Raw genomic sequence first — 24,419 nt, 5'->3', positions numbered from 1 at the left:
TGCCGCTTGAAACTGGTCACTGTTGCTAATCCGCATCACGTGGCAGCAGCAGGCCCAGCGGCAGCCTTACCCGCGCTTCCAGCCCGCCGTCCGGGCGGTTGCGCAGCTCGACGTTACCGCCATGCATGGCGGCGATTCGCTTGACGATAGCCAGCCCCAGGCCCGTGCCCTTGCCACCCCGGGCACGGTCGCCACGGGTGAAGGGGTTGAAGATCGCCTCCAACTCCGAAGGGTCGATCCCCGCGCCACGGTCCATCACGCTCAGCACCACATAGGGCGCGCTGACGTCGCCCGACAAGTGGGCGGCGACTTCCACGTCCGTCCCGGCATGGTTCAGGGCGTTGCCGATCAGGTTGTTGAGCAGGCGCTTCATCGATACCCGACGCAGGGGGAACGGCTGGATCGGCTCCAGTCGCAGGCGCACTCGCTCCTGACTCTGGTTGTAGGGCGCCGCCACTTCCCGCACCAGCTCGTTCAGGTCCACCTCTTCCACCGACTCGTCGCGGCCATCGCGGATGAACGCCAGGAACTGGTCGAGAATGGCGTCCATGTCCTCGATGTCACGCACCATGTCATCGGTCAGTTCGGTGTGATCGCCCATCAGCTCCAATGACAGGCGCAAGCGGGTCAATGGCGTGCGCAAGTCGTGGGAGACCCCGGCGAGCATCAGCTCGCGCTCGCGACCGGCCTGCTCCACATCCTCGGCCATCTGGTTGAAGGCGCGATACACCTCGGTCATCTCGCTCGGGGTGTCGCTGATGGGCAAGCGCACGCTACGCCCCTGGCCCAGTTGCCGGGCGGCGTAGACCAGGCGCTTGAGCGGCTGATTGAGCTGGCTGACGAAGATCCACGCCGATGCGGTGGACAGCAGGCCGATGGCCAGGAACCAGCCCAGCACGCTCCAGATCTTCTGGCCGCGCAACGGGTGTGGGTACAGCGGCACCTTGAGCCAACCATCGCCCAGGCTCGGTGCCCGGACCCAGAGTGCCGGCGGAGCGTGCATGCGTAGCCGTACCTCGGTGTCGGCCCCCAGCTCCGCCTGCATCTGCCGCTGGTAGATCTCACTGTACGGCCAATGCTGTTCACCGGCCGGCACGCCGCTGCCGATCACCTTGATCAGGCCGGCGGCTTCAGCGATCTGGTCGCGGTTGGATTCATCCGCGGCCCAGTAGGCACGCAAGGTCAGGGCCACGCCATGGCTGTACTGCCGGTCCACCAGCACGTCCTCGTTCATCAGCAGATAAACCAGAGTCAATGCCTTGGAGAACAGCACCACGATCAGCACCAGCCACAGGGTGCGGGAGAAGAAACTCTGGGGGAACCACAGCGGAGTTTTCATGACAGCCAATACACACTTTGCAGGAGCGAGTCGCGCTCGCAGCGTTGCGGAATGCGAACGCCCGGACCAGGGCCCGGGCGCTCGCTCCTACAAATCACCGATCACTTGGTCGCTGTGCCATCCGGCACGAACACATAACCCACGCCCCAGACGGTCTGGATATAACGTGGCTTGGAAGGATCGGGCTCGATCATCCGGCGCAGGCGGGAGATCTGCACGTCGATGGAGCGCTCCAGGGCGTCCCACTCGCGGCCACGGGCCAGGTTCATCAGCTTGTCGCGGGTCAGCGGCTGGCGGGCATTCATCACCAGCGCCTTGAGTACCGCGAACTCACCGGTGGTGAGCATGTGCACCTCGTCGCCGCGCTTGAGCTCACGGGTAGCCAGGGACAGCTCGTAATCACCGAAGGTCACGCTTTCGTCTTCGCTGCCGGGGGCACCGGGGACAGGGGCCGACTGGCGACGCAGCACGGCCTTGACCCGGGCCATCAGCTCGTCGGGGTTGAACGGCTTGGCCAGGTAGTCGTCGGCGCCCAGTTCCAGGCCCTTGATACGGCTCAGCTCGTCGCCCTTGGCAGTCAGCATGATGATCGGGATCTGGTTGTTCGCGCCGCGCAGGCGGCGGCAGGCGGTGAGGCCATCCTCGCCAGGCAACATCAGGTCCAGGACGACCAGGTTGAACACTTCGCGACCCAGCAGGCGGTCCATTTGCTCAGTGTTCGGGACTGCGCGGGCACGGTAGCCCTTGCTGACGAAGAAACGCTCCAGCAGGCTGCTCAACCCTGGGTCATCGTCAACAATAAGAATTTTTTCGCCTTCAGCAGTTTGTGCAGTGCTGCTCATTGGATGCTCCTCTAATCTCGGTGCGCATTATGGCGTAGCTGCCGTTATACGCACCGTGTGCATTGTTAGCAGATTTTTCCTCTATCGCCAGCAAACCCGCTGTCGGCCTGAGGTCGGCGATCGTCCCGCAGGTGGGTATAATGCGCCGCCTTTTGTGTTGGGCAGTCTCTGATCGGTACCCTGCGTCGGCTTGTTTATTTGCCCCGGCCGGCAGTATTTCCACGATTACAGGGGTCAACAGGCAGCCTTTTGATCCAGGTGGCGGCGCGAACCAAGCCGCTCAACCAGACTCGCCGGGTCTTTTTTCGTTCCCGCGAGCCTGCTTTCACATATTTGTCAGGTGGTTTTATGGACAGCATCAACAGCCGCATTGCCGAGGAACTCGGTGTACGCCCACAACAGGTCGAAGCGGCCGTAGCCCTATTGGATGAAGGCTCCACCGTGCCCTTCATCGCCCGTTACCGTAAAGAAGTCACCGGCAGCCTCGATGACACCCAACTGCGTCATCTGGAAGAGCGCCTGCGCTACCTGCGCGAGCTGGACGATCGCCGCACCAGCATCCTGGCCAGCATCGAGGAGCAGGGCAAACTGACTCCGGAACTGGCCCGCGAGATCAAGCTGGCCGACACCAAGACCCGCCTCGAAGACCTCTACCTGCCGTACAAGCAAAAACGCCGCACCAAGGGCCAGATTGCCCTGGAAGCCGGCCTGGGCGAACTGGCCGACGGCCTGTTCAACGACCCGAGCCTGGCTCCGGAAGCCGAAGCCGCGCGCTTCGTCGATGGGGAAAAAGGCGTGGCCGACATCAAGGCCGCCCTGGAAGGCGCCAAGTACATCCTCATGGAGCGCTTTGCCGAAGACGCCAGCCTGCTGGACAAGCTGCGCACCTTCCTCAAGCAGGAAGCCACCCTCAGCGCCCGCGTGGTGGCTGGCAAGGAAGAAGAAGGCGCGAAGTTCCGCGACTACTTCGAACACGACGAACCGCTCAAGAGCATGCCGTCGCACCGCGCCCTGGCGATCTTCCGCGGGCGCAACGAAGGCATCCTCAGCTCCGCGCTGAAGGTCGGCGACGAGCTACCAGGCACCATGCACCCCTGCGAAGGCATGATCGGCCAGCACGTGGGCATCCAGAACCAGAACCGCCCGGCCGACAAGTGGCTCGGCGAAGTGGTGCGCTGGACCTGGAAGGTCAAGCTCTACACCCACCTGGAGACCGACCTCTTGGGCGAGCTGCGCGACGGCGCCGAGACCGAGGCGATCAACGTCTTCGCCCACAACCTGCACGACTTGCTGCTGGCCGCCCCGGCCGGCCCGCGCGCCACCCTGGGCCTGGACCCGGGCCTGCGCACCGGCTGCAAGGTGGCGGTAGTGGACGCCACCGGCAAGCTGCTGGACCACGCCACCGTCTACCCCCACGTACCGCACAACAAGTGGGACCAGACCATCGCCACCCTGGCCGCCCTGTGCGCCAAGCACTCGGTGGACCTGATCGCCATCGGCAACGGCACCGCCAGCCGCGAGACCGACAAGCTGGCCGCCGACCTGATCAAGAAATACCCAGCCATGCGCATGACCAAGGTCATGGTCTCCGAAGCTGGCGCCTCGGTGTACTCGGCCTCGGAGCTGGCGGCCAAGGAGTTCCCGGACCTGGACGTGTCGATCCGTGGCGCGGTGTCCATCGCCCGTCGCCTGCAGGACCCGCTGGCCGAACTGGTGAAGATCGATCCGAAGTCCATCGGTGTCGGCCAGTACCAGCACGACGTGTCGCAGCTGAAACTGGCCCGTGGCCTGGACGCGGTAGTGGAAGACTGCGTGAACGCCGTGGGCGTCGACGTCAACACTGCCTCCGTGGCCCTGCTGGCACGCATCTCCGGTCTCAACGCGACCCTGGCGCAGAACATCGTCAACCACCGCGACGAACACGGGGCCTTCAAGACCCGCGCCGCCCTGAAGAAAGTCGCTCGCCTGGGTGAGAAGACCTTCGAACAGGCCGCCGGCTTCCTGCGCGTGATGAACGGCGAAAACCCGCTGGACGCCTCCGCGGTGCACCCGGAAGCCTATCCGCTGGTGCAGCGCATCGCCGCCGATACCGCTCGCGACATCCGCTCGCTGATCGGCGACAGCGGTTTCCTCAAGCGCCTCGATCCATCGAAGTTCACCGACGAGACCTTCGGCCTGCCCACCGTCACCGATATCCTCCTGGAACTGGACAAGCCCGGCCGCGACCCGCGTCCCGAGTTCAAGACTGCCGAGTTCCAGGAAGGCGTCGAAGACCTCAAGGACCTGCAACTGGGGATGATCCTCGAAGGCGTGGTGACCAACGTCACCAACTTCGGTGCCTTCGTCGACATCGGCGTGCACCAGGATGGCCTGGTGCACATCTCGGCGCTGTCGGAGAAGTTCATCAAGGACCCGCGTGAAGCGGTGAAGGCCGGCGACGTGGTCAAGGTCAAGGTCATGGAAGTGGACATCCCACGCAAGCGCGTGGGCCTGTCGATGCGCATGAGCGACACCCCGGGCGAGAAAATCGATGGCGCCCGCGGCTCCCGCCCAGGTTCGGCACCACGCACCTCCCAGGGCAATGCCCCGCGCAAGGAAACCGCCACCGCGGCGCCAACCAACAACGCCATGGCCTCGCTGTTCGCCAACGCCAAGCAGTTGAAGAAGCGCTGATGGAGATTCCAGCCAGCCTGACCGAGAGCGCCTTCAGCCAACTGCTCGGCTGCCGCCTGCAACGCCTGGAGGTGGGCGAGGCGGACGTGGCCCTGGAGCTGACCCCGCCATTGCGCAATCGCGGGCAGAAGCTCCACGGCGGGGCGATCTTCAGCCTGGTGGACATTGCCATGGGCCTGGCCTGCTCCAGCACCCATGGCTTCGACCAGCAGAGCGCCACCATCGAGTGCAAGATCAACTACATCCGCGCCGTGGCCGAGGGCGAGGTGTTGTGCCGGGCCAAGGTGATCCACCCCGGCCGCCGCACCCTGGTGGTCGAGGCGGATGTGATCCAGGGCGATAAACTGGTCGCAAAAGCACAAGGCACCTTCGCAGTCCTGTAGCTGCCTGTCATCGAATTGGGTTAATTTCGGCGCTGCGAAAGCGGCGTCGGAGTTTCTTGCCCGCGCTAAAGCCAGATTCAGGGATGAAGGATTGGCGTTTTCAAGCGAGTCGGCTTGACTCAAAAACCAGGCGAAAACGCCAGTTTTAACTTCACCCTTGTAGACCGTCCTGCCCACCCCCATATTGGGGCGACTGACGCGTGAAGGAATCCAACTTGAGCGAACTTCTCAACCGCCGCCTGGCCCTACTCGGCGAGCGCGCTAACCTCTCCCTGCTCGAGCAGTGCCTGCACGGCATCGAACGTGAATGCCTGCGGGTCACCGGCGAAGGCCGCCTGGCCCAGACCCCGCACCCGGAAGAACTGGGTTCCGCGCTGACCAACGAACAGATCACCACCGACTACTCCGAGTCGTTGCTGGAGTTCATCACCCCGGCCCTCAAGGACCCGGCGGATACCCTGGCCAGCCTCGACAAGATCCATCGCTTCGCCTACAGCAAGCTCGGCAACGAGTACCTGTGGAGTCCATCGATGCCGTGCCCGTTGCCGGCCGAGGAAGACATCCCGATCGCCTACTACGGCACCTCCAACATCGGCCAGCTCAAGTATGTGTACCGCAAGGGCCTGGCCCTGCGCTACGGCAAGACCATGCAGTGCATCGCCGGGATCCACTACAACTTCTCCCTGCCGGAACAGCTGTGGCCGCTGCTCAAGCAGGCCGAGGGCTTCACCGGCACCGACCGTGACTACCAGTCCGCGGCCTATATCGCACTGATCCGCAACTTCCGCCGCTACAGCTGGTTGCTGATGTACCTGTTCGGCGCCTCCCCGGCCCTGGACGCCGGCTTCCTGCGTGGCCGCTCGCACCAGCTGGAGCAGTTCGACGCCGAGACCCTGTACCTGCCCTACGCCACCAGCCTGCGCATGAGCGACCTGGGCTACCAGAGCAAGGCCCAGGCTGGGCTGACCCCCTGCTACAACGACCTGAACAGCTACACCGACAGCCTGCGCAAGGCGGTGGCCACACCCTATGCCCCCTACGTGGAAGTCGGCACCCACAAGGACGGCGAGTGGGTCCAGCTCAATACCAACATCCTGCAGATCGAAAACGAGTACTACTCCAACATCCGCCCCAAACGCGTGACCTACACCGGCGAACGGCCGATCCAGGCGCTGATGGCCCGCGGCATCCAGTACGTCGAAGTGCGTTGCCTGGACATCAACCCGTTCCTGCCCCTGGGCATCGACGTGCAGGAAGCCCGCTTCCTCGACGCCTTCCTGCTGTATTGCGCGCTCAACGACAGCCCGCTGTTCGAGAACAACGAGTGCGGCAACGCCACCTCGAACTTCCTCAGCGTGGTCAAGGAAGGCCGGCGCCCTGGCCTGCAGCTGCAACGCCGCGGGCAAGCGGTGGACATGAAGGAGTGGGCCGCCGAGCTGCTGGAGGGCATCGCCCCACTGGCCGCCCTGCTCGATCAGAGCCATGGCAGCGATGAGCACAGCAAGGCGCTGGACGCCCAGCTGGCCAAGGTCAAGGATTCGTCCCTGACGCCATCGGCCCAGGTCCTGGCGGCCATGACCGAGCACAAGGAGAGCTTCAGCCAGTTCTCCCTGCGCCAGAGCCTGGCCCACGCCGAGCATTTCCGTAGCCAGGCCCTGGCCAAGGAAGAGCAGGCGGCGTTCGAAGACGCGGCGCGCAAGTCCCTGGAACAGCAGGCCGAACTGGAACAGAACGAAGTGGGGGATTTCGACGTCTTCGTCGGTGCCTACCAGGCCAGCATCCTGGCCATCAGCAACTGATAGATACACCGCGCTGCCTGAGCTTCGCTCCTACACGGCACCGTCCTGTAGGAGCGAGCGGGCGGCGATCCGACTTGCCCGCGATGAAGCGCGACGCGCTTCCCCCTCTTCAACTCGTTCTCTCTTTCTAAGCTAATTCTAAAACGTTATTTATTTTATAATTCTTAGATCATTTAGGCTCCTCCCACGCCGATCAACGGTCGCCTATGAGGAGCTTCATCGTGAAACTGCATTTCCCCCTTCGCCTCCTGGCGGCCGCCTCCCTGGCCGCAGCGAGTTTCCTTGCCCAGGCGGCCGATCTCACCGTCGCGTACCAGACCACCGTCGACCCGGCCAAGGTCGCCCAGGCCGACGGCAGCTACGAAAAAGCCACCCAGGCCAGCATCAACTGGCGCAAGTTCGACAACGGCGCCGACGTCATTGCCGCCATCGCCTCCGGTGACGTGCAGATCGGCTACCTGGGCTCCAGCCCACTGACCGCCGCCGTCACCCGCAAGGTGCCGGTGGAAACCTTCCTGATCGCCACCCAGATCGGTGCTGCCGAGGCCCTGGTGGCCCGTGACGGCTCCGGGATCAATACGCCCCAGGACCTGGTGGGCAAGAAGATTGCCGTGCCCTTCGTCTCCACCGGCCACTACAGCCTGCTGGCGGCGCTCAAGCACTGGAACATCGACCCGGCCAAGGTCCAGGTACTCAACCTGGCGCCGCCGGCGATCATCGCCGCCTGGAAGCGCGGCGACATCGACGCCACCTACGTCTGGGACCCGGCCCTGGGCGTGGCCAAGGAAAACGGCAAGGTGCTGATCACCTCGGGCGAGCTGGCCAAATCCGGCGCGCCGACCTTCGACGCCTGGATCGTGCGCAAGGATTTCGCCCAGAAGCACCCGGAAATCGTCAGCGCTTTCGCCAAGGTGACCCTGGATGCCTACGCCGACTACCGCAAGGACCCGCAAGCCTGGCTGGCCAACCCGGGCAACGTCGACAAGCTGGTAAAGCTCTCCGGAGCCAAGGCCGGCGACATCCCCCTGCTGCTGCAAGGCAACGTCTACCCGCTGGCCGCCGACCAGGTCGCCAGCCTCGGCGCGCCGACCACCAAGGCCATCACCGACACCGCGGTATTCCTCAAGGAACAAGGCAAGGTCGAAGCCGTGCTGCCCGACTACGCCCCCTACGTCAGCGCCCGGTTCATCAGCAACTAAGGCTGCGGGTTCGCAAAGGAGACAGCCGTCATGGCTTTGCTACAACTGGAGCGCATCAGCGCACAGTATCCCGGCGCCGCCGAACCGGTGCTGACCGATATCTCCCTGACCCTGGGGCCACAGCAACTGCTGGTCGCCCTGGGGCCCTCCGGCAGCGGCAAGACTTCGCTGCTCAACCTGATCGCCGGTTTCGTCGCGCCCAGCGCCGGGCGCATCAGCCTCGATGGCGTACCGGTGCAAGGCCCTGGCGCCGAGCGCGGCGTGGTGTTCCAGGACGATGCCCTGCTGCCCTGGCAGGACGTGCTGGCCAACGTCGCCTTCGGCCTGGAGCTGGCTGGTGTGGCCCGCGACAAGCGCGAAGCCCGGGCCCGGGAAATGCTCGCCCTGGTGGACCTGGCCGGTTTCGACAAGCGGCGCATCTGGCAGCTCTCCGGGGGCCAGAAGCAACGTGTCGGCCTGGCTCGCGCCCTGGCCGCCGATCCACGGCTGCTGCTGATGGACGAGCCTTTCGGCGCCCTGGACGCCTTCACGCGCGAGCAGATGCAGGAGCTGTTGCTGCAAGTCTGGCGACGCACCGCCAAGCCGGTGTTCCTGATCACCCACGACATCGAGGAAGCGGTGTTTTTGGCCACCGACCTGATTCTCCTGGCGCCCAATCCGGGCCAGATCGTCGAGCGCCTGCACCTGGACTTCGGCCAGCGATATGCCGCCGGCGAGTCGGCCCGGGCGATCAAGTCCGATCCACGCTTCATCGAAACCCGCGAGCACGTGCTGGCGCGGGTCTTCTCCCAACGCAGCAGCCAGCAGCAGGAGCGCCCATGAGCAGCTACGAGATTCCCGCCACCGCCAGCCACGAGGCCCACTCCAGGCCGTTGCCGGCGCGGCGCAGCCTGAGCACCCGCTGGATCAGCGTGCTGACCCTGGTCGGCCTGCTGGCGCTGTGGTGGGCGGTCACCGCCAGCGGCCTGGTGGAACCGCTGTTCCTGCCCTCGCCTGGGGCCGTGGTGCAAAAGGCTTGGTTGCTGGCCACCAGCGGCTACATGGACGCCACCTTGTGGCAGCACCTGGCCGCGAGCCTGCAACGCATCGACCTGGGCCTTAGCCTTGCGGTGCTGACGGCGATCCCGGTGGGCATCGCCATCGGCGCCAACCGCGTCGCCCGGGGCGTGCTCGACCCATTGATCGAGTTCTACCGGCCGATCCCGCCTTTGGCCTACCTGCCCCTGATCGTGATCTGGTGTGGCATTGGCGAGCTGTCCAAGGTGCTGCTGATCTACCTGGCGATCTTCGCCCCGATCGCCATCGCCACCGCCACCGGCGTGCGCACCGTCGACCCGGCCAAGCTGCGGGCGGCGCAGTCCCTGGGAGCGACCCGGGTCCAGCTGATCCGCCATGTGATCCTGCCCAGCGCCTTGCCGGACATCCTCACCGGAATCCGCATCGGCCTGGGCGTGGGCTGGTCGACCCTGGTGGCCGCCGAACTGATCGCCGCCACCAGCGGCCTGGGGTTCATGGTGCAGTCCGCCGCGCAGTTCCTGGTCACCGATGTGGTGGTGCTGGGGATCCTGGTGATCGCGGTGATCGCCTTCGCCATGGAGATGGGCTTGCGGGCCCTGCAGCGCAAGCTGGTGCCCTGGCACGGCCAGAGCCACTGAGCAGCCTTGGACGAAGCCAGCAACATTCAGATCGATACCGATAAAACCGAATCCGACCACGCCGACCGTTCGGCGCCGCACACGAGAGCCAGCATGAGCCTGACCATCACCCCCTTGAGTTCCGCCCTCGGCGCGCAGATCGACGGCATCGATATCAGCCAGCCCCTGGACGACAATCAGCGCGACACCATCGAGCGGGCCCTGCTCGAACATCAGGTGCTGTTCTTTCGCAACCAGCCGATCACCCCGCAGCAGCAGGCGCGTTTTGCCGCCCACTTCGGTGACCTGCACATCCACCCGATCTACCCCAACGTACCGGAACAACCGGAAGTGCTGATCCTCGACACCGCCGAGACCGACGTGCGCGACAACGCCATCTGGCACACCGACGTCACCTTCCTGCCGACCCCGGCACTGGGCGCGGTGCTCAGCGCCAAGCTGCTGCCCAAGTTCGGCGGCGACACCCTGTGGGCCAGCGGCATCGCCGCCTACGAGGCCCTGTCGGAACCCATGAAGAACCTGCTGCAGGGCCTGACCGCCACCCACGAGTTCATCAAGTCGTTCCCCCTGGAGCGCTTCGGCAATACCCCCGAAGACCTGGCGCGCTGGGAAGAAACCCGGCGCAAGAACCCACCGCTGTCGCACCCGGTGATCCGCACCCACCCGGTGAGCGGGCGCAAGTCGCTGTTCGTCAACGATGGCTTCACCACCCGGATCAACGAACTGTCGGACAGCGAGAGCGAGGCCATTCTCAAGCTACTGTTCGCCCACGCCACCCGCCCGGAATTCACCATTCGCTGGCGCTGGCAGGAAAACGACGTGGCGTTCTGGGACAACCGCGTGACCCAGCACTACGCCGTCGACGACTACCGCCCACAGCGCCGGGTGATGCAGCGCGCGACCATTCTCGGGGATGCGCCGTTCTTCCGCTGAAACGCGGCGGCGCTGACAGATCCCGGCCCCGCTGAACCACGGGGCTGGGTACGGCTCGCTAGTTGGCGCTGGCGGCCGGTTTCTTCTTGCGGTTGCCGATATGGATGGCCTGGCCATTCACCGACAGCGCCGCCTCATGCAGGGCCTCGGACAGGGTCGGATGGGAGAACACCATCATCCCCAGGTCTTCGGCGCTGGTGCCGAACTCCATGCCGATGGCGCCTTCCTGGACCAGCTCCGCGGCGCCTGGCCCGATCACATGCACGCCCAGCACCCGGTCGGTGCCGGCATCGGCGATCACCTTGACCAGCCCGGCCGTGTCGTTGGCCGCCATGGCCCGGCTGCTGGCGGAGAAGGGGAAGGTGCCGATGTTCAGCTCGACGCCCGCTGCCTTGAGCGCCTGTTCGGTCTGGCCGACCCAGGCGATTTCCGGGTGGGTGTAGATCACCGACGGAATCAGCTCGTAGTTGAGCGGGTGCGAATGCCCGGCAAGGCTTTCGGCGACCATCACACCCTCTTCCGAAGCCTTGTGCGCCAGCATCGGCCCGCGCACCACATCACCAATGGCATACACCCCGGGAACGCTGGTCAGGCACTGGCCGTCGACATGGATGAAACCACGCTCGTCCAGTTGCACGCCGCTGTCGGCGGCCAGCAGGTCGGTGGTCAAGGGACGCCGGCCAACGGCGACGATCAGCCGGTCGAAGGTCTGCTGCTTGTCTTCGCCAGCCTCGGTCAGGCTGACCTTGACGCTATCGCCCTGCACCTCGCAAGCGGTCACCCGGGCGCCGAGGCGGATATCCAGGCCCTGCTTGCCGAGGATCTTCTGCGCTTCCCTGGCGATCTGTGCATCCACCGCCGGCAGGAAGCTGTCGAGGGCTTCGAGCACCGTCACCTCGGCGCCCAGGCGGGCCCACACTGAACCCAGTTCCAGGCCGATGACCCCGGCGCCGATCACACCGAGGCGCTTGGGCACGCAGGTGAATTCCAGGGCGCCGGTGGAGTCGACGATCACCTCGCCGGTCAGGGGCGCCGCCGGGATGTCGATCGGGCGCGAACCAGGGGCCAGGATGACGTGCTCGGCGCTGATGTGCTGGGGGCTGCCGTCGGCGGCAATGACCTCCACTTGCTTGTTGGCCAGCAGCTTGCCGTGGCCTTCCAGCAGCGTCACGCCATTGGCCTTGAACAGCGAGGCGATGCCGCCATTGAAGTTGCGCACCACGTTGTCCTTGCGCGCCAGCATCGTTGCCACGTCGATCTGCGGGTTGCCGATGCCGATGCCGTGCACCTCGAAGCCGTGGCGCGCCTCGTAGTAGTGATGAGAGCTGTCGAGCAGCGCCTTGGAGGGAATGCACCCCACGTTCAGGCAGGTACCACCCAGGGCGGTCTTGCCGTCCTTGCCCTTGTAGCGCTCGATACAAGCCGTCTTGAGTCCCAATTGCGCAGCCCGGATCGCCGCTACGTAGCCGCCGGGACCGGCGCCAATCACGATCACATCGTAGGTTTCACTCATCGCTTGTCATCCTGTGCACACACAAAATCCACCACGGCGTCCAGGGTCGCCCGGTCCTTGAGAATCTTCAGGTGGCCAAGCCCCGAGGTCTGCAAGACTTGCCGATGTGCCAGCTCCCGGGCGAAGGACTGCAAGTCGCCTATCGGAACCTCCTGGTCATGCCGGTCGTGGACCAGCAGCACCGGAATCTCCAGTCGGTGGCCATAGCGGCTGACCGCCAGGCTGCCCATGTCCTTGCGGTAGCGCTGTTCGACCAGGCGCTGCATGCGTTGCCTGGCAGCATCGCCAATCCAGAGAAAGGCCGCGAACCGGCGAACGACGTCTTCGATGTCTGCCGGTGCGGCCAGCAATACCGCTCGCTTGAAATCCTTGCCCGCCTCGGTGCTCAAGGCATAGCCGACACCCGCTGCGCCCAGGGAATGCCCGACCACCGTATCGAAGGGGCCCAACTGCTGCTGGACCTGCTCGAGCATGCTGACGAAAGTCGGCAGCGATGCCTGGCGGCCACCACTGTAGCCATGGCCGATGCAATCGAAGGACAGCACCTCGCACCCCCGCTCCAGCAGCAACGGAACCAGGTGCTGCCATTGGCTGCTGGCGCCACCCCAACCATGGACCAGCACCACCCGCCGCCGGGGTTGCGGCGCCGCCCAGTGGAAGCAGCGCAAGCGGCCCTCGGCAGTCTCCAGGTCCGTTAGCGTGGCCCCGGCCAGGGCCTGCGGGAAATCTCGGCGCAGCCGCTGTGGGGTCGTGAATATCTTCAGCGCCCGTTGTGCCGCATACCGGGGAAACAGACGCGAGCCGAGCCAGAAACTGCAGCGCAGCGCACCCAGGACCATGTGGTAGATGCCCTTGAAAAGCGCTGGCCCGAGACGGCCACGCCGGTTGCCGGCAGCGCTGGGAATTCGCTCCTGGATCGTCATCTGTTGATTTCTCCTGGGTGCACGTAGCCGGTGTCCGACACCGAGCGCAATGGGCTAGATCATCAAGGGCGTCGCTATCCAGCGCGAACCCGGTACAGGCAATTTGCGTGGTCGCCCGCACCAATGCTCGATCAGCGCCCGGGAATGGGCCAGGCCAGCCTGCAATGCCGCCTCATGGGAGGGGTAGTCGTTGCCGTAGGGTGGGCAAACGAAATGCAACGAAAAACTCGGGTGCTGGCCATGCCCGACCAACCGCCCGACATAGCTGAACTTGGGTTCCGAACGCTGCTGGCAGAAGTCCGGCGGCACCGGCTCCTTGATGACCATCACGTAGATGTCATGGTCGTACTGGGTTTCCTGGTACCAATGATCGGGATAATCCATATTCCACCTCCTTGTTGCCCTTATTGAACCTGCCAGGCATCCGGAACCTGGAACAGGGCAGCCAGCCCGAGAACTGTAGATCCCGAGACTTGCTGCCTGAAAACATATATCTGGGTTTTGCAAATACAACTTTCAGCATCACGCGCAGCCGAAAACTCAGAAACCCCTTAAACATTCGACCTCGATCGATTAGTTTTAATAAGTATCTAAAACTCCAAAAAACAGAGCAAATAAAACAACCCAGAACTCGTCTCGACCGCAAACTTAGTACAGCCACGACAACAAGTATTTATATTGTTAAGTCTGCCACCTGCTTGTATATTTTACTAATGCATGAATGGACACTTACCGGGAGAAAATGGACATGGCGACACTCACCCTCGTCGCACTCGAAGGCGCCATGGGGTCGAGCCTGGCAATCACACTGGATGTGTTGCGCACGGCCAACCAGGTCGCCGAAGCCATGGGTCGTCCAACCATTACCTGGCAGATTGTCGGCAGCGCCGAGTCAGTTCGCATGAGAAATGGCATGCACCTGCAGGCCGTACCGCTGGAACAGGCCAAAGCCCTGGAAAGCAGCATGCTGGTGGTGCCCGGGCTGGGCCTTGAGAACACCGCGGAACTCGATTCGTTCGGACGCCGCCAGGAGCCGCGCCAAAGCGGTCGGTCGCTTCCCGCCGACCTGCGCAACCGACTCGGACACGGCGATATCCGCAAACTGGTCAAGCTGGTGCAGGAATTCCAGCGCCAGGGAAAACCGCTCGCCGCCTCCTGCTCTGCGGTTTTCGTGTTGGCCGAGGCGGGTATCCTGCAAGAGCGGATAGTGACCACGCATTGGCAACTATATGAGGCCTTCGAACAGAACTATCCCGGCACCACGCTCGATACCAAGCGCATGCTCGTACATGATGGAAACATAATAACTTCCGGCGCCGGAATGTCGCAGATGGATCTCATGCTTTATATAGTGCGCGACTGCATGGGCAACCAGATTGCCGAATCCATCATGCGCTACTTACTTATAGACGACCGTCCGGCGCAATATCACTACATGGCCTTGTCCAACTTGCAGACAGACAACCGTGAAGTATTGATGCTGGAGAAGTTCATCGAGGATTGCCTCCCGGAAGTTCCATCCCTCAAGGCCATTGCCGAACACCTGGCCATCACCGAAAAAACCCTGTCCCGCAGGATTCGCAATGCCACGGGAAAATCGCCCATGGCGTTCATCCAGAAAGTTCGCCTGCAGCATGTCCAGAGCCTGTTGGAAACCACCCATATGAGCATCGAGGACATTGCATTCAAGGTCGGATACTCCGACTCCACGGCCCTACGCCGGTTGATGTGGAAAAACATGGGCTGTACCCCCAGCCAGTTGCGCAAGGCCCGGGCCGGGTCGCCGATCACCTGACCCCTCCCGCTCATGCGGCGTCACCGGCGCGGGCAGTACTGGACGCAGGCCCCCGGCACAGCGGCACCAGCAGCAGCGCCACCACGAACATCATCGCCATCAGGCGAAACACATCGCCAAATGCCAGGGTCAGCGCCTCGCGCCCCACCAACCGGCCGAAAAGCCCCTGGGCCATCAGCAACGCCTGGCTGGAATCCGCGACTTGCACACCGATTTTCGATGCCAATTGCCCCATCACTTCCTGGGCCGTCACCGCCTTGTTGCCCAGGGACTCGGAAAGATGCAGGACCTGGGCCCTGGCATCGTCCTGCAGCCAAGTGTTGACGGTAGCGATACCAATCGCCCCACCCAGGTTGCGCATCAAGTTGAACAGCCCGGAAGCCTGGCGCAACTGCGCACCCTGGAATGACCCCAAGGCCATGTTGACGCTGGGCACGATGCACAGCATCAGGAACAGCCCGCGCGCGACCTGGGGCACCAGCAACTCATCGAATCCCCAGTTCGAGGTGATCCTCGAGGTCAACCACAGGCTCAGGGCCAAGCCAAGAAATCCCACCGAGAGGATCAGGCGCAAATCGACCTTCTCCGACGCCCGGGCGGCGACGATGGTACTGACCAACTGCCCGATACCCACCACAAATACCGTGGTGCCGATCTCCAGGCTGTCGAAGCCGCGTACCCGCCCGAGGAACACCGGCACCAGGTAAGTCGAGGAGTACAGGCCGAAGCCGATCACCAGGTTGAGCAGGCAGGCGATGGCAAAGGTCCGGTCCCGGAACGGCCGCAACGAGACGACCGGGTTGCTCGAATACAGCGAACGCTCGATGAACAAACCGAAGGACACCAGGGCAACCCAGGCGGCGATGACGATCCCGGTATCACCGAACCAGTCCTTGCGCGGCCCCTCCTCCAGCACGTATTCGAAGCACCCCAGGGCCAGGGCCATGGCCGTGAAATGCAGCCAGTCGATGCGACGCAACAGGGACGGCTCGGGACGGTCCACATCGATCAGCAACGCCGCACCGATACAGATCAAAAGCCCCGGCAACACATTGATGAAGAAGATCCAGCGCCAGTCCAGGTAATAGGTCACCAGCCCACCCACCGTGGGGCCCAGGGTCGGTGCCAGGACCGCGGTCATGCCGAGGATGGCCGGCACCAGCGCCCGCTGCTTGCCCTCGAACAGCACGAACCCCACGGCGAATACCGTGGGCACCATGGCGCCGCCGGTAAAACCTTGCAGTGCCCGCAGCACGATCATCGACTCGATGTTCCAGGCCATGCCACAACCGACGCTGAACAAGGTGAAGAGCGCCGCGCTGGCACAGAACAGCCAGCGAGTGGAGAGCGCCTGGGCGAGAAAGGCGGAGAACGGAATCATGATCAGCTCGGCGATCAGATAGGCCGTCTGGACCCAGCTCACTTCATCGGGGCCGGCACTGAGCCCGGCCTGTACGTCATTGAGCGAGGCCGCCACGATCTGGATGTCGATCAGCGCCATGAACATGCCGAAAGCCATGACCGTGAAGGTCAGGAACTTGCGACGGGTGGAGTGCGGACGGGCCTGCGGGCCCCTGTCAGGGAGAGCGGATGCGCTGGTCGTCATGTGGATATCTCCCTATGGCATTGCAACCATCATGTGAATATTATGATCGTAATTTAAATCCCCGCGGAGTTTCAACATGGAGCAAAGCACCCAGGCCCAGAACGCCATTCTGCAAGCCGCCCAAGCGACGCAGACGCCGCGCAAACGCTCGAGGCGCCCCCTGGTCGCCGGGGCCATCGCCCTCAGCCTGGTGGCCGTTGGCGCAGGTTGGGTACTGACAGCGCCATCGAGCGAATCCACGGACGACGCCTATGTCGCCGCCGACGCGACGTCCGTCGCTCCACGCATCCATGGCCTGGTCACCGCGGTGCTGGTCAAGGATCACCAGAGCGTCAGCGCCGGGCAGCCCCTGGTCCGCATCGACAGCGAGGAATTCGACAGCCGGGTGACCCTGGCCACCGGTGACCTGGCCGATAGCCAGGCCCAGGTCGCCCTGGCCGAGGCAGCGCTGGCGATCCAGGACGCCGAGCAGCGCCTGGCCGGCACCCGGGTACTGGCGGCCCGTACCTCGATCCGTGCCACCCAGGCCGAATCCAGGCGCGCCGGAGACGAGCGCAATCGTTTCGATACCCTGGTCACCACCGGCGCCGTGGCCCGCAACGAAGTGGAGAAATACAGCACCCAGGCAATTTCCGCGCAGCAGAACCACGCCCATGCCCAGGCCATGCTGCAAGTGGCGCAGAACGATCTGGCCGTGACCTCGGCCCAGCGCGAGCGCCTGCAGGCGCAGCTACAAATGGCCAAGGCCAAGGTGGTGAGCGCCCAGGCCCGGCTGGAGCTGGCGCGCCAGGACCAGAGCCACACCACGGTCTACGCGCCCATGGACGGCACCGTGGGTAATCGCCAGGTCCAGGTGGGGGACTACGTACAACCCGGTTCACGCCTGCTGACCCTGGTCCCGCTGCACGAGCTCTATGTCCTGGCCAACTTCAAGGAGACCCAGACCCAGCACATGCTTGCGGGCCAGCCAACGCGCATCAAGATCGACGCCCTGCCGGGAGTCAGCATGACCGGCACCGTGGAAAGCCTGGCCCCGGGCTCGGGCTCGACCTTCGCCCTGCTGCCCTTCGAGCCGGGCACCGGCAACTTCACCAAGATCGTCCAGCGGGTGCCGGTGCGCATCCGCTTCGATGCCGACCAGCCTGGCCTGGAACGGCTGCGACCGGGCCTGTCGGTGATCGCCAAGGTCGACCTGGACGCCCCCCAGCAGCGCAACGCAGGTGATGCCCACGCCGAACTCAAGGTCAGCGCCAACAGCCAGTGAAGCTCACCCCCACTGCCGGCCGCCATGCTCCAGGCGACCGGCAATGGGCGCCAGGACCATGGCCCTGGCGGCGGTACACACTACTCGGCGGTGGAAGGTTTTTCCCACAGGTTGATCCGCCCTTCCCGGGCGAAATGATCGATTTCCGCCAGCTCCTCCACGCTGAAGCCCAGGTTCTGCAAGGCCCCGACGTTCTCGACGATCTGCTCCGGCCGGCTGGCGCCGATCAGGGCCGAGGTGACCCGCGAATCGCGCAGGGTCCAGGCCAGGGCCAGCTGGGCCAGGCTCTGCCCACGATTCCGGGCAATATCGTTGAGGGCGCGCACATGGGCGATGTTGGTCTCGGACAAGTGAGAGGCCTGCAATGACCCGCCGCCAGGGCGGTTGACCCGCGCATCCTCGGGAATGCCGTCCAGGTACTTGTCGGTGAGCAGCCCCTGGGCCAGCGGGGTGAAGGCGATCACCCCCACGCCGAGCTCCTCGGTGGTCTCCAGCAGGTCCCTTTCCACCCAGCGATTGAGCATGTTGTAGGCCGGCTGGTGGATCAGCAGCGGCACCTTCCACTCCTTGAGCAAGGCCGCCATCTCCCGAGTCTTCGCTCCGGAGTAGGAGGAGAGACCGATGTACAGCGCCTTGCCCTGCTGCACCGCGCTGGCCAGGGCGCTGGCGGTTTCCTCCAGGGGCGTGTCCGGGTCGAAGCGGTGGGAATAGAAGATATCCACATACTCAAGGCCCATGCGCTGCAGGCTCTGGTCCAGGCTGGCCAGCACGTACTTGCGCGAGCCGCCGCCCTGGCCGTAGGGCCCTGGCCACATGTCCCAACCGGCCTTGCTGGAAATGATCAGTTCGTCGCGATAGGCCCGAAAATCCTCGCGCAGCAGGCGGCCGAAGTTGATCTCGGCGCTGCCATAGGGTGGGCCGTAGTTGTTGGCCAGGTCGAAATGGTTGATACCCAGGTCGAAGGCCGTGCGCAGCAAGGCGCGCTGGGTATCGATCGGCGTGCTGTCGCCGAAGTTGTGCCACAACCCCAGGGACAGGGCCGGCAGCACCAGGCCACTGCGGCCGATCCGGCGATAGGGCATGGAATCGTAGCGATGTTCAGCAGCTGAATAAGTCATCGAATCCTCATCTGGACTGGGGCCACCTCTGGATGGCCGGTTCCGGCATGGCGGCTGGCGCAACGGCCAGCCTCCCCCTGTTGTTGTGAACCACCCGGTTCCTGGCAGTTCCGCAAACCTGAAACGATATGAAATGCCGTATTTCATACCGAATTCATACTTAATTTCGTACTATAAAATCGTTAAAAAACAACCTTTTGCTCAGTTTTCAGCCAAAAAGTGCTTGCCCACGAAGCATCAGCCCCAAGCTTCATACAGTAGCGAGAAACCCAGTATTTACTGGACGAAAACCCCATGAAGCAAATTGAGCGAGACGTAATGACTGGCGCTTCGTACCACGAAACCCAGATCGCACACCCTTGAAATCGACGGATCGAAGAATCACACCAAACAGCGCAAAAGAAATTAATTACGTACCACGTAGCACAATACGAAATCGTCCTCAGTAGCTAATGGCAATTTGCCTTTTTACCCCCTGAACGATGCTCAAAAGTGGCCACACCGGCCCCTGAGGCAAAAGCCGCCGCCAACAACGGTCGTGGAGAAATACCCAGGGCTCGCAGTCGCTGACACTCACTTGCAGTGCACAAAAAATTCGTCGAAAGCCATACGCCAGTCGGTCAAGCGAGCTGATCCCTTGTGGGAGCAGCCGCTCGACGCTCGATTGCTCACGATGGTCGTTAACGGTTGCGCGTATTGACTGGATAAACCCAACGCCCTGAAGCCCATCGCGGGCAAGCCTCGCTCCTGCCATTGCCTTAACCGATCGGCATCAGGCAGCTCGTATCCATTGGTTATAGACGGCAAAAACCACTCCTGCCCGGGCCGCGGCAGCCACCGTCGGCAGGAAAAAACAGCCCTTGACGGGCCTGAGGAAGGGGCGCTCCAGGCGCCTGGAAGCGCGACAGTGGGTCAGCCGGCTTCGGCGAAGACCTGGGCCAGCCAGTCGACGAACACCCGCACCCGTGGCGACAGCTGGCGGTTATGGGGGTAGACCACCGATACCGGCATTGGCGGTGGTGGGGTGTCCACCAGGATCTCGCGCATCAACCCCCGGTCCAGGGAATCGGCCACGTGGTAGCGCGGGCATTGGATGATGCCCAGCCCAGCCAGGGCCGCAGCGCCGTAGACCTGGGCGCCGGACACCGAGAGCGCGCCATCGAGGGTCAATTCATGCAGCTCGCCAGCCACCATGAACTTGAAGGGAAACGGCCCACCGGCACTGCGCGAGACATAGTTCACCACCCGGTGCCGGGGCAGGTCCTGCAGGCTCCTGGGCTCACCATGGCGCGCCAGGTAGGCGGGGCTGGCACATGTCACCTGGGCCAGGTTCGCCACCCGCCGGGCGACCAGCGCGGAGTCGCACAGGGTGCCGGCCCGCAGCACGCAATCCACCCCTTCGGCGATCAGGTCGACGAAGTGATCGGCCTCGCTGAGGGCCAGCTCGATCTGTGGATAACTCTGCATGAACTGCCCCAGCCGCGGCATCACGAAATGCCTGGCCAGGGAGCCATGCATGTCGACCCGTAACCGGCCCTTGGGCTGCACTGCCCGAAACGCCAGCTCGGCCTCTTCCAACTGCGCCAGCAATTGCACACAGCGCGGGTAATAGGCCTCGCCGTCCAGGGTCGGCCGCACCCGCCGGGTACTGCGCTCCAGCAGCCGGGTGCCGAGCCAGGCCTCGAACTGGTTGAGGGTATGGGTCAGAGTCGCCCGGGGCAGGTTCAAGTCCTCGGCGGCCAGGGTGAAGCTGCTGCGCTCGTAGATCCGCACGAACACTTTCATCGCTTTGACTTGATCCACAGGCCGCTCCTTAGGCGAGATTGTTGGCGTTGCTTGAACAGTCAAGGCAACTCTGGCGCATTTATCCACAGGGGTAAATCGGTGAACCTGCGCCACATCCCATCACCGCCACACTTGCCCAGGAATACTCACCATGACCGTTCAATCCAACAAAGTCGCGATCGTCACCGGAGCCTCGCGCGGTATCGGCGCCACCATCGCCCGCCAACTGGCCAGCGCTGGTTATGCCGTGGCGATCAACTACGCCAGCAACGCCGAGGAGGCCTCCCGGCTGGTGGTGCAGCTGCGCCAGGCCGGCCACCAGGCCATCGCGGTCAAGGCCGACGTGGCTGACGCCGCCCAGGTACGCCAGCTGTTCGAAACCACTGAAACCCAGCTGGGCAAGGTCGATGTGCTGGTCAACAACGCCGGCATCCTCAAGGTCCAGGCCCTGGCCGAGCACAGCGACGAGTTATTCGAGCGCACCTTCGCCATCAACACCCGGGGAACCTTCAATGCCTTGCGCGAGGCGGCCACGCGCCTCAACCAGGGCGGTTCCATCGTCAACTTCTCCAGCAGCACCGTAGGCCTCGACCTGCCCGGCTACGCGGTGTACATCGCCAGCAAGGCCGCGGTGGAATCCATGACCCGGGTATTCGCCAAGGAACTGCGCGGGCGCAACATCCGGGTCAACGCCGTGGCGCCCGGGCCGGTGGCCACCGAGTTGTTCCTGCAGGACAAGAGCGAGGAGCAGGTGCAGCACTTCGCCAAGCTGCCGCCCCTGGAGCGCCTGGGCCAACCACAGGACATCGCCGCCATCGTCGCCTTCCTGGCCAGCCCCGCGGCCTGCTGGATCAACGGCCAGGTGCTGCGGGCCAACGGCGGGCTGGTTTGAGACCTATGCTGGATAACAGGGCCGCCGGACTCTTTCCGGCCAGTCGGCTGGCGCCAGGAGATGCCCCCTCATGCACACCACCATCGTCATTGCCTTCGGCCTGCTCCTGCTGGCCCTGGTGCTGTATATCGGTGAACGGCTGGGCTTCGGCCAACAGACCCTGGGCTACGCCTTTTGCGGGCTGTGGCTGGCGTTGAGCGTGCTCAACGGTGCGGTGGGAGTGGTCAGCGCCAAGCAGCCCCTGGGTTCGGAACTGCTGGTCGGCTGCCTGGTGTTCGCCCTGCCGGTGGCCGCCCTGGGGCTGTACCTGGCCATGGGCGGAGCGAGGGCTTGAGTCGCCGGCCAGGGGCAGCAGCGCCCCCGGCCGCGAGGCTCTGGATCAACGCACCAGATGCAGGAACTGCATGTGGCGTTCGTACTGGTCGAGGATGTCGTTGATGATCTGCTCCTTGCTGTAGCCCATCAGGTCATAGTCCTGGCTACCCTCGGACAGATGCACCTCGGCACGGTAGTAACGGCGGTTGCGCAGCTCTTTCGGGCCCATGCCGCCCCGGGCGAAGGACGGGGTGAAATAACCGCGCATCTGCACCTGGTAGACGAACGGATGCTGGTCGCCGTGGCCGATCTCCAGGCTGACGCTGTCGTTGGCCGGATCGGGCTGGGTGATGACGTTCAGGCCCTTCTCGACGAATACCGCCGTCACCTCCTCGATGGCCGGGCGCACGGTCTGGTCGAGGAAGCGATACACCTCGTCCCGCGACGGGAAATGCACCGCCTGGCTCAAGCGCTGGCGCCAACCGCCTCGGCCCCGGCGCGAGGCCGATACCGGCGCCAGGGAATGCAACTGGGCGATGCGCTTCTGCGACTCCATGTAGAACGCCTTGTGCAGGCCCCACATCATCAACAGCAGGATCAGCGAGAACGGCAGCGAGGTCAGGACCACCGCCGACTTCAGCGAATCGATGCTGCCAGCGAACAACAGCGCGCTGGTGACCAGGGCGGTCATCGCCCCCCAGAACACCCGCAGCCATTTCGGGCCGTCTTCGTCCGCGCTGCCGCCTCGGGCCGACAAGGTGGAGAGCACCACGGTGCCGGAGTCCGCCGAGGTGACGAAGAACACGAAGCTGATGAACACCGTGACCGCGATCACGGTCTTGCTCCAGGGGTAGGTTTCCAGCAGCAGGTAGAGGGTCATGGACGGATTGTCGATGGCCGACATGCCCAGGGCGCTCATGCCGTGGTTGAGCACCTGGTCGATGGCGCTGTTGCCGAAGATCGACATCCACGCCAGGGTGAAGCCCAGGGGAATCAGCAGCACGCCGAAGACGAACTCACGAATGGTCCGGCCCCGGGAAATCCGCGCGATGAACAGCCCCACGAAGGGCGACCATGCAATCCACCAGGCCCAGTAGAACACCGTCCAGCCACCCAGCCAGTCGCTGGGCTTGTCATAGGCATAGACATCGAAGCTCTTGGCCGGCAGCGCGCCCAGGTAGTCACCCAGGTTCTGGATCAGGGTATTGAGCAGATGCTGGGTCGGGCCGGCGAACAGCACGAACAGCAGCAGCGCCACTGCCAGCAGCATGTTGATGTCGGACATCACCCGCACGCCCTTGTCGACCCCGGATACCGCCACGGTGATCGCCGCGCCCATCATCAGGGTGATCAACAAGACCTGGATCCACTGGGTGTGGGCGATGCCGAACAGGTAGTCGAGGCCGGAGTTCAGGTGCAACACGCCAAACCCCATGTCGGCGCCCAGGCCGAATACCGTGGCGATGATGCCGAAGCCATCCACCGCATAGCCGATGGGGCCATTGATGCGTTTGCCGATCAGCGGATACAGCGCCGAACGCAGGGCCAGCGGCAGGTTATGTCGGTAGGCGAAATACGCCAGGGCCATGCCGACGAAGGCGAACACACCCCAGCCATGCAGGCCCCAGTGCAGGAACAGCAACTGCATGCCCTGGCGCGCCGCCTCCACCGTGCCGGCCTCGCCCTTGGGCGGCTGGAGCATGTGGGTCAGGGGTTCGGAAACGCAGAAGAAGAACAGGGTGATGCTGATCCCGGCGGCGAACAGCATGCCGGCCCAGGACAGGTAGCTGAACTCGGGTTCGTCGTGGTCGGCACCGAGCTTGATCTTGCCGTAGCCGGACAAGGCGGTGACCACCACGAAGACCAGATACAGGGTCATGGCCAGCATGTAGTACCAGCCGACCGTATTGGCCGCCCAGTTCTGCGCGGCCAGCAGCCAGGCACCGGCCTGTTCCGGCAGGCTGATCACCACCACGCCGAAGATCAGGATGAAGCTGGCGGCGAAGTAGAACACCGGGGGATTCATGCGAACCAGGCTGTTCGCGGGGGTGGATGATGCACTCATCAATGGCGCACCTCGAAGGGGTGAAACATGGCTGAAATGTACGGACTCAGCAAAGGCAAGCCTCCTGTTGTGAGCGGGCAGCGAACCACCGGTTTAACTTGAACAAGCGTTCAAGTTAAACATGGATAAGGGGTTCAGGACCAATTGCAGGGCTCAGCGGTACTGTCAGTACGCTAGCTCAAGGAAGGGTATGACGTATGCCGGACGCAATCGTTCAGCACGGCGGACACATCGATGGCGAGAAAGCCCGGCCGGCCCCGGAAGGCCCTGACGGGCATGCGTAGCCGCTTCGTGTAGCCGCTGCCGCAGGCTGCACACGG

The 24,419-nt window shown here is 63.9% G+C and carries 20 protein-coding genes; 11 read left to right on the top strand and 9 right to left on the bottom strand.

The genetic code is table 11. The annotated features are described in order from the left end of the window. Positions 1-25: 25 nt before the first annotated feature. Together I9018_RS01465 and ompR are read right to left on the bottom strand one after the other, a co-directional pair. Positions 26-1,339 (bottom strand): ATP-binding protein, encoded by a 1,314-nt coding sequence (locus tag I9018_RS01465; protein WP_068580175.1) that lies wholly within the window; start codon positions 1,337-1,339, stop codon positions 26-28. Positions 1,340-1,440: 101 nt separating this feature from the next. Beyond that, positions 1,441-2,181, bottom strand: a complete 741-nt coding sequence (ompR, locus tag I9018_RS01460; protein ID WP_022644207.1) for a two-component system response regulator OmpR — start codon at positions 2,179-2,181, stop codon at positions 1,441-1,443. A gap of 348 nt (positions 2,182-2,529) precedes the next feature. Between ompR and I9018_RS01455 the strand changes: the two genes are divergently transcribed. From I9018_RS01455 to tauD, 7 genes are all read left to right on the top strand, one after another. Next, positions 2,530-4,854 (top strand): Tex family protein, encoded by a 2,325-nt coding sequence (locus I9018_RS01455; protein WP_241108570.1) that lies wholly within the window; start codon positions 2,530-2,532, stop codon positions 4,852-4,854. Then, positions 4,854-5,237 carry a PaaI family thioesterase gene (locus tag I9018_RS01450; RefSeq protein WP_241108569.1) on the top strand — a complete coding sequence of 128 codons (384 nt, stop codon included), beginning with the start codon at positions 4,854-4,856 and terminating at the stop codon, positions 5,235-5,237. The genes I9018_RS01455 and I9018_RS01450 overlap by 1 nt, the downstream gene beginning before the upstream one ends. A 215-nt stretch (positions 5,238-5,452) precedes the next feature. Then, positions 5,453-7,036 carry a glutamate--cysteine ligase gene (gshA, locus tag I9018_RS01445; RefSeq protein ID WP_241108568.1) on the top strand — a complete coding sequence of 528 codons (1,584 nt, stop codon included), beginning with the start codon at positions 5,453-5,455 and terminating at the stop codon, positions 7,034-7,036. Between the two features lie 221 nt (positions 7,037-7,257). Then, positions 7,258-8,235, top strand: a complete 978-nt coding sequence (gene tauA / locus I9018_RS01440; RefSeq protein WP_068580162.1) for a taurine ABC transporter substrate-binding protein — start codon at positions 7,258-7,260, stop codon at positions 8,233-8,235. 30 nt (positions 8,236-8,265) lie between these two features. Further along, complete coding sequence (tauB, locus tag I9018_RS01435; RefSeq protein WP_241108567.1) at positions 8,266-9,057, top strand: taurine ABC transporter ATP-binding subunit; 792 nt, start codon at positions 8,266-8,268, stop codon at positions 9,055-9,057. Continuing rightward, positions 9,054-9,890 carry a taurine ABC transporter permease TauC gene (gene tauC, locus I9018_RS01430; RefSeq protein ID WP_241108566.1) on the top strand — a complete coding sequence of 279 codons (837 nt, stop codon included), beginning with the start codon at positions 9,054-9,056 and terminating at the stop codon, positions 9,888-9,890. The genes tauB and tauC overlap by 4 nt, the downstream gene beginning before the upstream one ends. 93 nt (positions 9,891-9,983) lie before the next feature. Then, positions 9,984-10,823: a taurine dioxygenase gene (gene tauD, locus I9018_RS01425; protein ID WP_241108565.1), complete on the top strand. Its 840-nt coding sequence runs from the start codon at positions 9,984-9,986 to the stop codon at positions 10,821-10,823. A gap of 58 nt (positions 10,824-10,881) precedes the next feature. Here the strand turns inward: tauD and lpdA are convergent, their stop codons facing one another. The 3 genes from lpdA to I9018_RS01410 are packed head-to-tail and all read right to left on the bottom strand — an operon-like array spanning position 10,882 to position 13,643. Further along, positions 10,882-12,336, bottom strand: coding sequence for a dihydrolipoyl dehydrogenase (gene lpdA, locus I9018_RS01420; protein ID WP_241108564.1), 1,455 nt, complete (start codon positions 12,334-12,336; stop codon positions 10,882-10,884). Beyond that, positions 12,333-13,259, bottom strand: a complete 927-nt coding sequence (locus I9018_RS01415) for an alpha/beta fold hydrolase (protein ID WP_241108563.1) — start codon at positions 13,257-13,259, stop codon at positions 12,333-12,335. The genes lpdA and I9018_RS01415 overlap by 4 nt, the downstream gene beginning before the upstream one ends. A gap of 54 nt (positions 13,260-13,313) precedes the next feature. Further along, positions 13,314-13,643 carry a hypothetical protein gene (locus I9018_RS01410; RefSeq protein ID WP_068580156.1) on the bottom strand — a complete coding sequence of 110 codons (330 nt, stop codon included), beginning with the start codon at positions 13,641-13,643 and terminating at the stop codon, positions 13,314-13,316. A 364-nt stretch (positions 13,644-14,007) separates the two neighbouring features. Between I9018_RS01410 and I9018_RS01405 the strand changes: the two genes are divergently transcribed. Next, complete coding sequence (locus tag I9018_RS01405; protein ID WP_241108562.1) at positions 14,008-15,054, top strand: helix-turn-helix domain-containing protein; 1,047 nt, start codon at positions 14,008-14,010, stop codon at positions 15,052-15,054. Positions 15,055-15,064: 10 nt separating this feature from the next. Here I9018_RS01405 and I9018_RS01400 read toward each other — a convergent pair whose 3' ends face one another. Next, the gene (locus tag I9018_RS01400; RefSeq protein ID WP_241108561.1) at positions 15,065-16,660 is read right to left on the bottom strand and encodes a DHA2 family efflux MFS transporter permease subunit; all 1,596 of its coding nucleotides are present in this window, start codon (positions 16,658-16,660) and stop codon (positions 15,065-15,067) included. Between the two features lie 76 nt (positions 16,661-16,736). On the opposite strand from I9018_RS01400, the gene I9018_RS01395 reads away from it, so the two are divergent. Further along, positions 16,737-17,924, top strand: a complete 1,188-nt coding sequence (locus I9018_RS01395) for an HlyD family secretion protein (protein ID WP_241108560.1) — start codon at positions 16,737-16,739, stop codon at positions 17,922-17,924. Positions 17,925-18,004: 80 nt separating this feature from the next. On the opposite strand, the gene mgrA is transcribed toward I9018_RS01395, so the two are convergent. Both mgrA and I9018_RS01385 read right to left on the bottom strand, forming a co-directional pair. Further along, on the bottom strand, positions 18,005-19,042 hold the full coding sequence (mgrA, locus tag I9018_RS01390) for an L-glyceraldehyde 3-phosphate reductase (RefSeq protein ID WP_241108559.1): 1,038 nt from the start codon (positions 19,040-19,042) through the stop codon (positions 18,005-18,007). A gap of 912 nt (positions 19,043-19,954) precedes the next feature. Next, entirely contained in the window at positions 19,955-20,845 is an 891-nt protein-coding gene (locus I9018_RS01385) for a LysR family transcriptional regulator (protein WP_241108558.1), read from the bottom strand. Positions 20,846-20,978: 133 nt separating this feature from the next. Here I9018_RS01385 and I9018_RS01380 point away from each other — a divergent pair, with 133 nt between their 5' ends. Both I9018_RS01380 and I9018_RS01375 read left to right on the top strand, forming a co-directional pair. Next, on the top strand, positions 20,979-21,719 hold the full coding sequence (locus I9018_RS01380; RefSeq protein WP_124345488.1) for a glucose 1-dehydrogenase: 741 nt from the start codon (positions 20,979-20,981) through the stop codon (positions 21,717-21,719). A 70-nt stretch (positions 21,720-21,789) separates the two neighbouring features. Next, a complete protein-coding gene (locus I9018_RS01375) occupies positions 21,790-22,053 on the top strand; it encodes a hypothetical protein (RefSeq protein ID WP_124345487.1) in 264 nt (87 codons plus the stop codon). 45 nt (positions 22,054-22,098) lie between these two features. Here the strand turns inward: I9018_RS01375 and betT are convergent, their stop codons facing one another. Then, on the bottom strand, positions 22,099-24,060 hold the full coding sequence (betT, locus tag I9018_RS01370) for a choline transporter BetT (protein ID WP_164487344.1): 1,962 nt from the start codon (positions 24,058-24,060) through the stop codon (positions 22,099-22,101). Positions 24,061-24,419 lie beyond the last annotated feature (359 nt).

The organism is Pseudomonas sp. MPFS, assembly GCF_022537035.1.
Taxonomy (GTDB): Bacteria; Pseudomonadota; Gammaproteobacteria; order Pseudomonadales; family Pseudomonadaceae; genus Aquipseudomonas; species Aquipseudomonas sessilinigenes.
The sequence above is the reverse complement of the archived record's forward strand: the minus strand, read 5'-3'. Positions and strand labels throughout refer to the sequence as shown.

What these genes read in the sequence shown, in the direction of transcription:
- I9018_RS01455 (WP_241108570.1), top strand. Translation starts at nt 2,530, where the DNA reads ATGGACAGCATCAACAGCCGCATTGCCGAGGAACTCGGTGTACGCCCA.
- tauB (WP_241108567.1), top strand. Translation starts at nt 8,266, where the DNA reads ATGGCTTTGCTACAACTGGAGCGCATCAGCGCACAGTATCCCGGCGCC.
- mgrA (WP_241108559.1), bottom strand. Translation starts at nt 19,042, where the DNA reads ATGACTTATTCAGCTGCTGAACATCGCTACGATTCCATGCCCTATCGC.
- I9018_RS01380 (WP_124345488.1), top strand. Translation starts at nt 20,979, where the DNA reads ATGACCGTTCAATCCAACAAAGTCGCGATCGTCACCGGAGCCTCGCGC.
- I9018_RS01375 (WP_124345487.1), top strand. Translation starts at nt 21,790, where the DNA reads ATGCACACCACCATCGTCATTGCCTTCGGCCTGCTCCTGCTGGCCCTG.
- I9018_RS01410 (WP_068580156.1), bottom strand. Translation starts at nt 13,643, where the DNA reads ATGGATTATCCCGATCATTGGTACCAGGAAACCCAGTACGACCATGAC.
- I9018_RS01395 (WP_241108560.1), top strand. Translation starts at nt 16,737, where the DNA reads ATGGAGCAAAGCACCCAGGCCCAGAACGCCATTCTGCAAGCCGCCCAA.
- I9018_RS01415 (WP_241108563.1), bottom strand. Translation starts at nt 13,259, where the DNA reads ATGACGATCCAGGAGCGAATTCCCAGCGCTGCCGGCAACCGGCGTGGC.
- I9018_RS01400 (WP_241108561.1), bottom strand. Translation starts at nt 16,660, where the DNA reads ATGACGACCAGCGCATCCGCTCTCCCTGACAGGGGCCCGCAGGCCCGT.
- tauC (WP_241108566.1), top strand. Translation starts at nt 9,054, where the DNA reads ATGAGCAGCTACGAGATTCCCGCCACCGCCAGCCACGAGGCCCACTCC.
- I9018_RS01465 (WP_068580175.1), bottom strand. Translation starts at nt 1,339, where the DNA reads ATGAAAACTCCGCTGTGGTTCCCCCAGAGTTTCTTCTCCCGCACCCTG.
- I9018_RS01450 (WP_241108569.1), top strand. Translation starts at nt 4,854, where the DNA reads ATGGAGATTCCAGCCAGCCTGACCGAGAGCGCCTTCAGCCAACTGCTC.
- betT (WP_164487344.1), bottom strand. Translation starts at nt 24,060, where the DNA reads ATGAATCCCCCGGTGTTCTACTTCGCCGCCAGCTTCATCCTGATCTTC.
- ompR (WP_022644207.1), bottom strand. Translation starts at nt 2,181, where the DNA reads ATGAGCAGCACTGCACAAACTGCTGAAGGCGAAAAAATTCTTATTGTT.
- tauD (WP_241108565.1), top strand. Translation starts at nt 9,984, where the DNA reads ATGAGCCTGACCATCACCCCCTTGAGTTCCGCCCTCGGCGCGCAGATC.
- I9018_RS01405 (WP_241108562.1), top strand. Translation starts at nt 14,008, where the DNA reads ATGGCGACACTCACCCTCGTCGCACTCGAAGGCGCCATGGGGTCGAGC.
- lpdA (WP_241108564.1), bottom strand. Translation starts at nt 12,336, where the DNA reads ATGAGTGAAACCTACGATGTGATCGTGATTGGCGCCGGTCCCGGCGGC.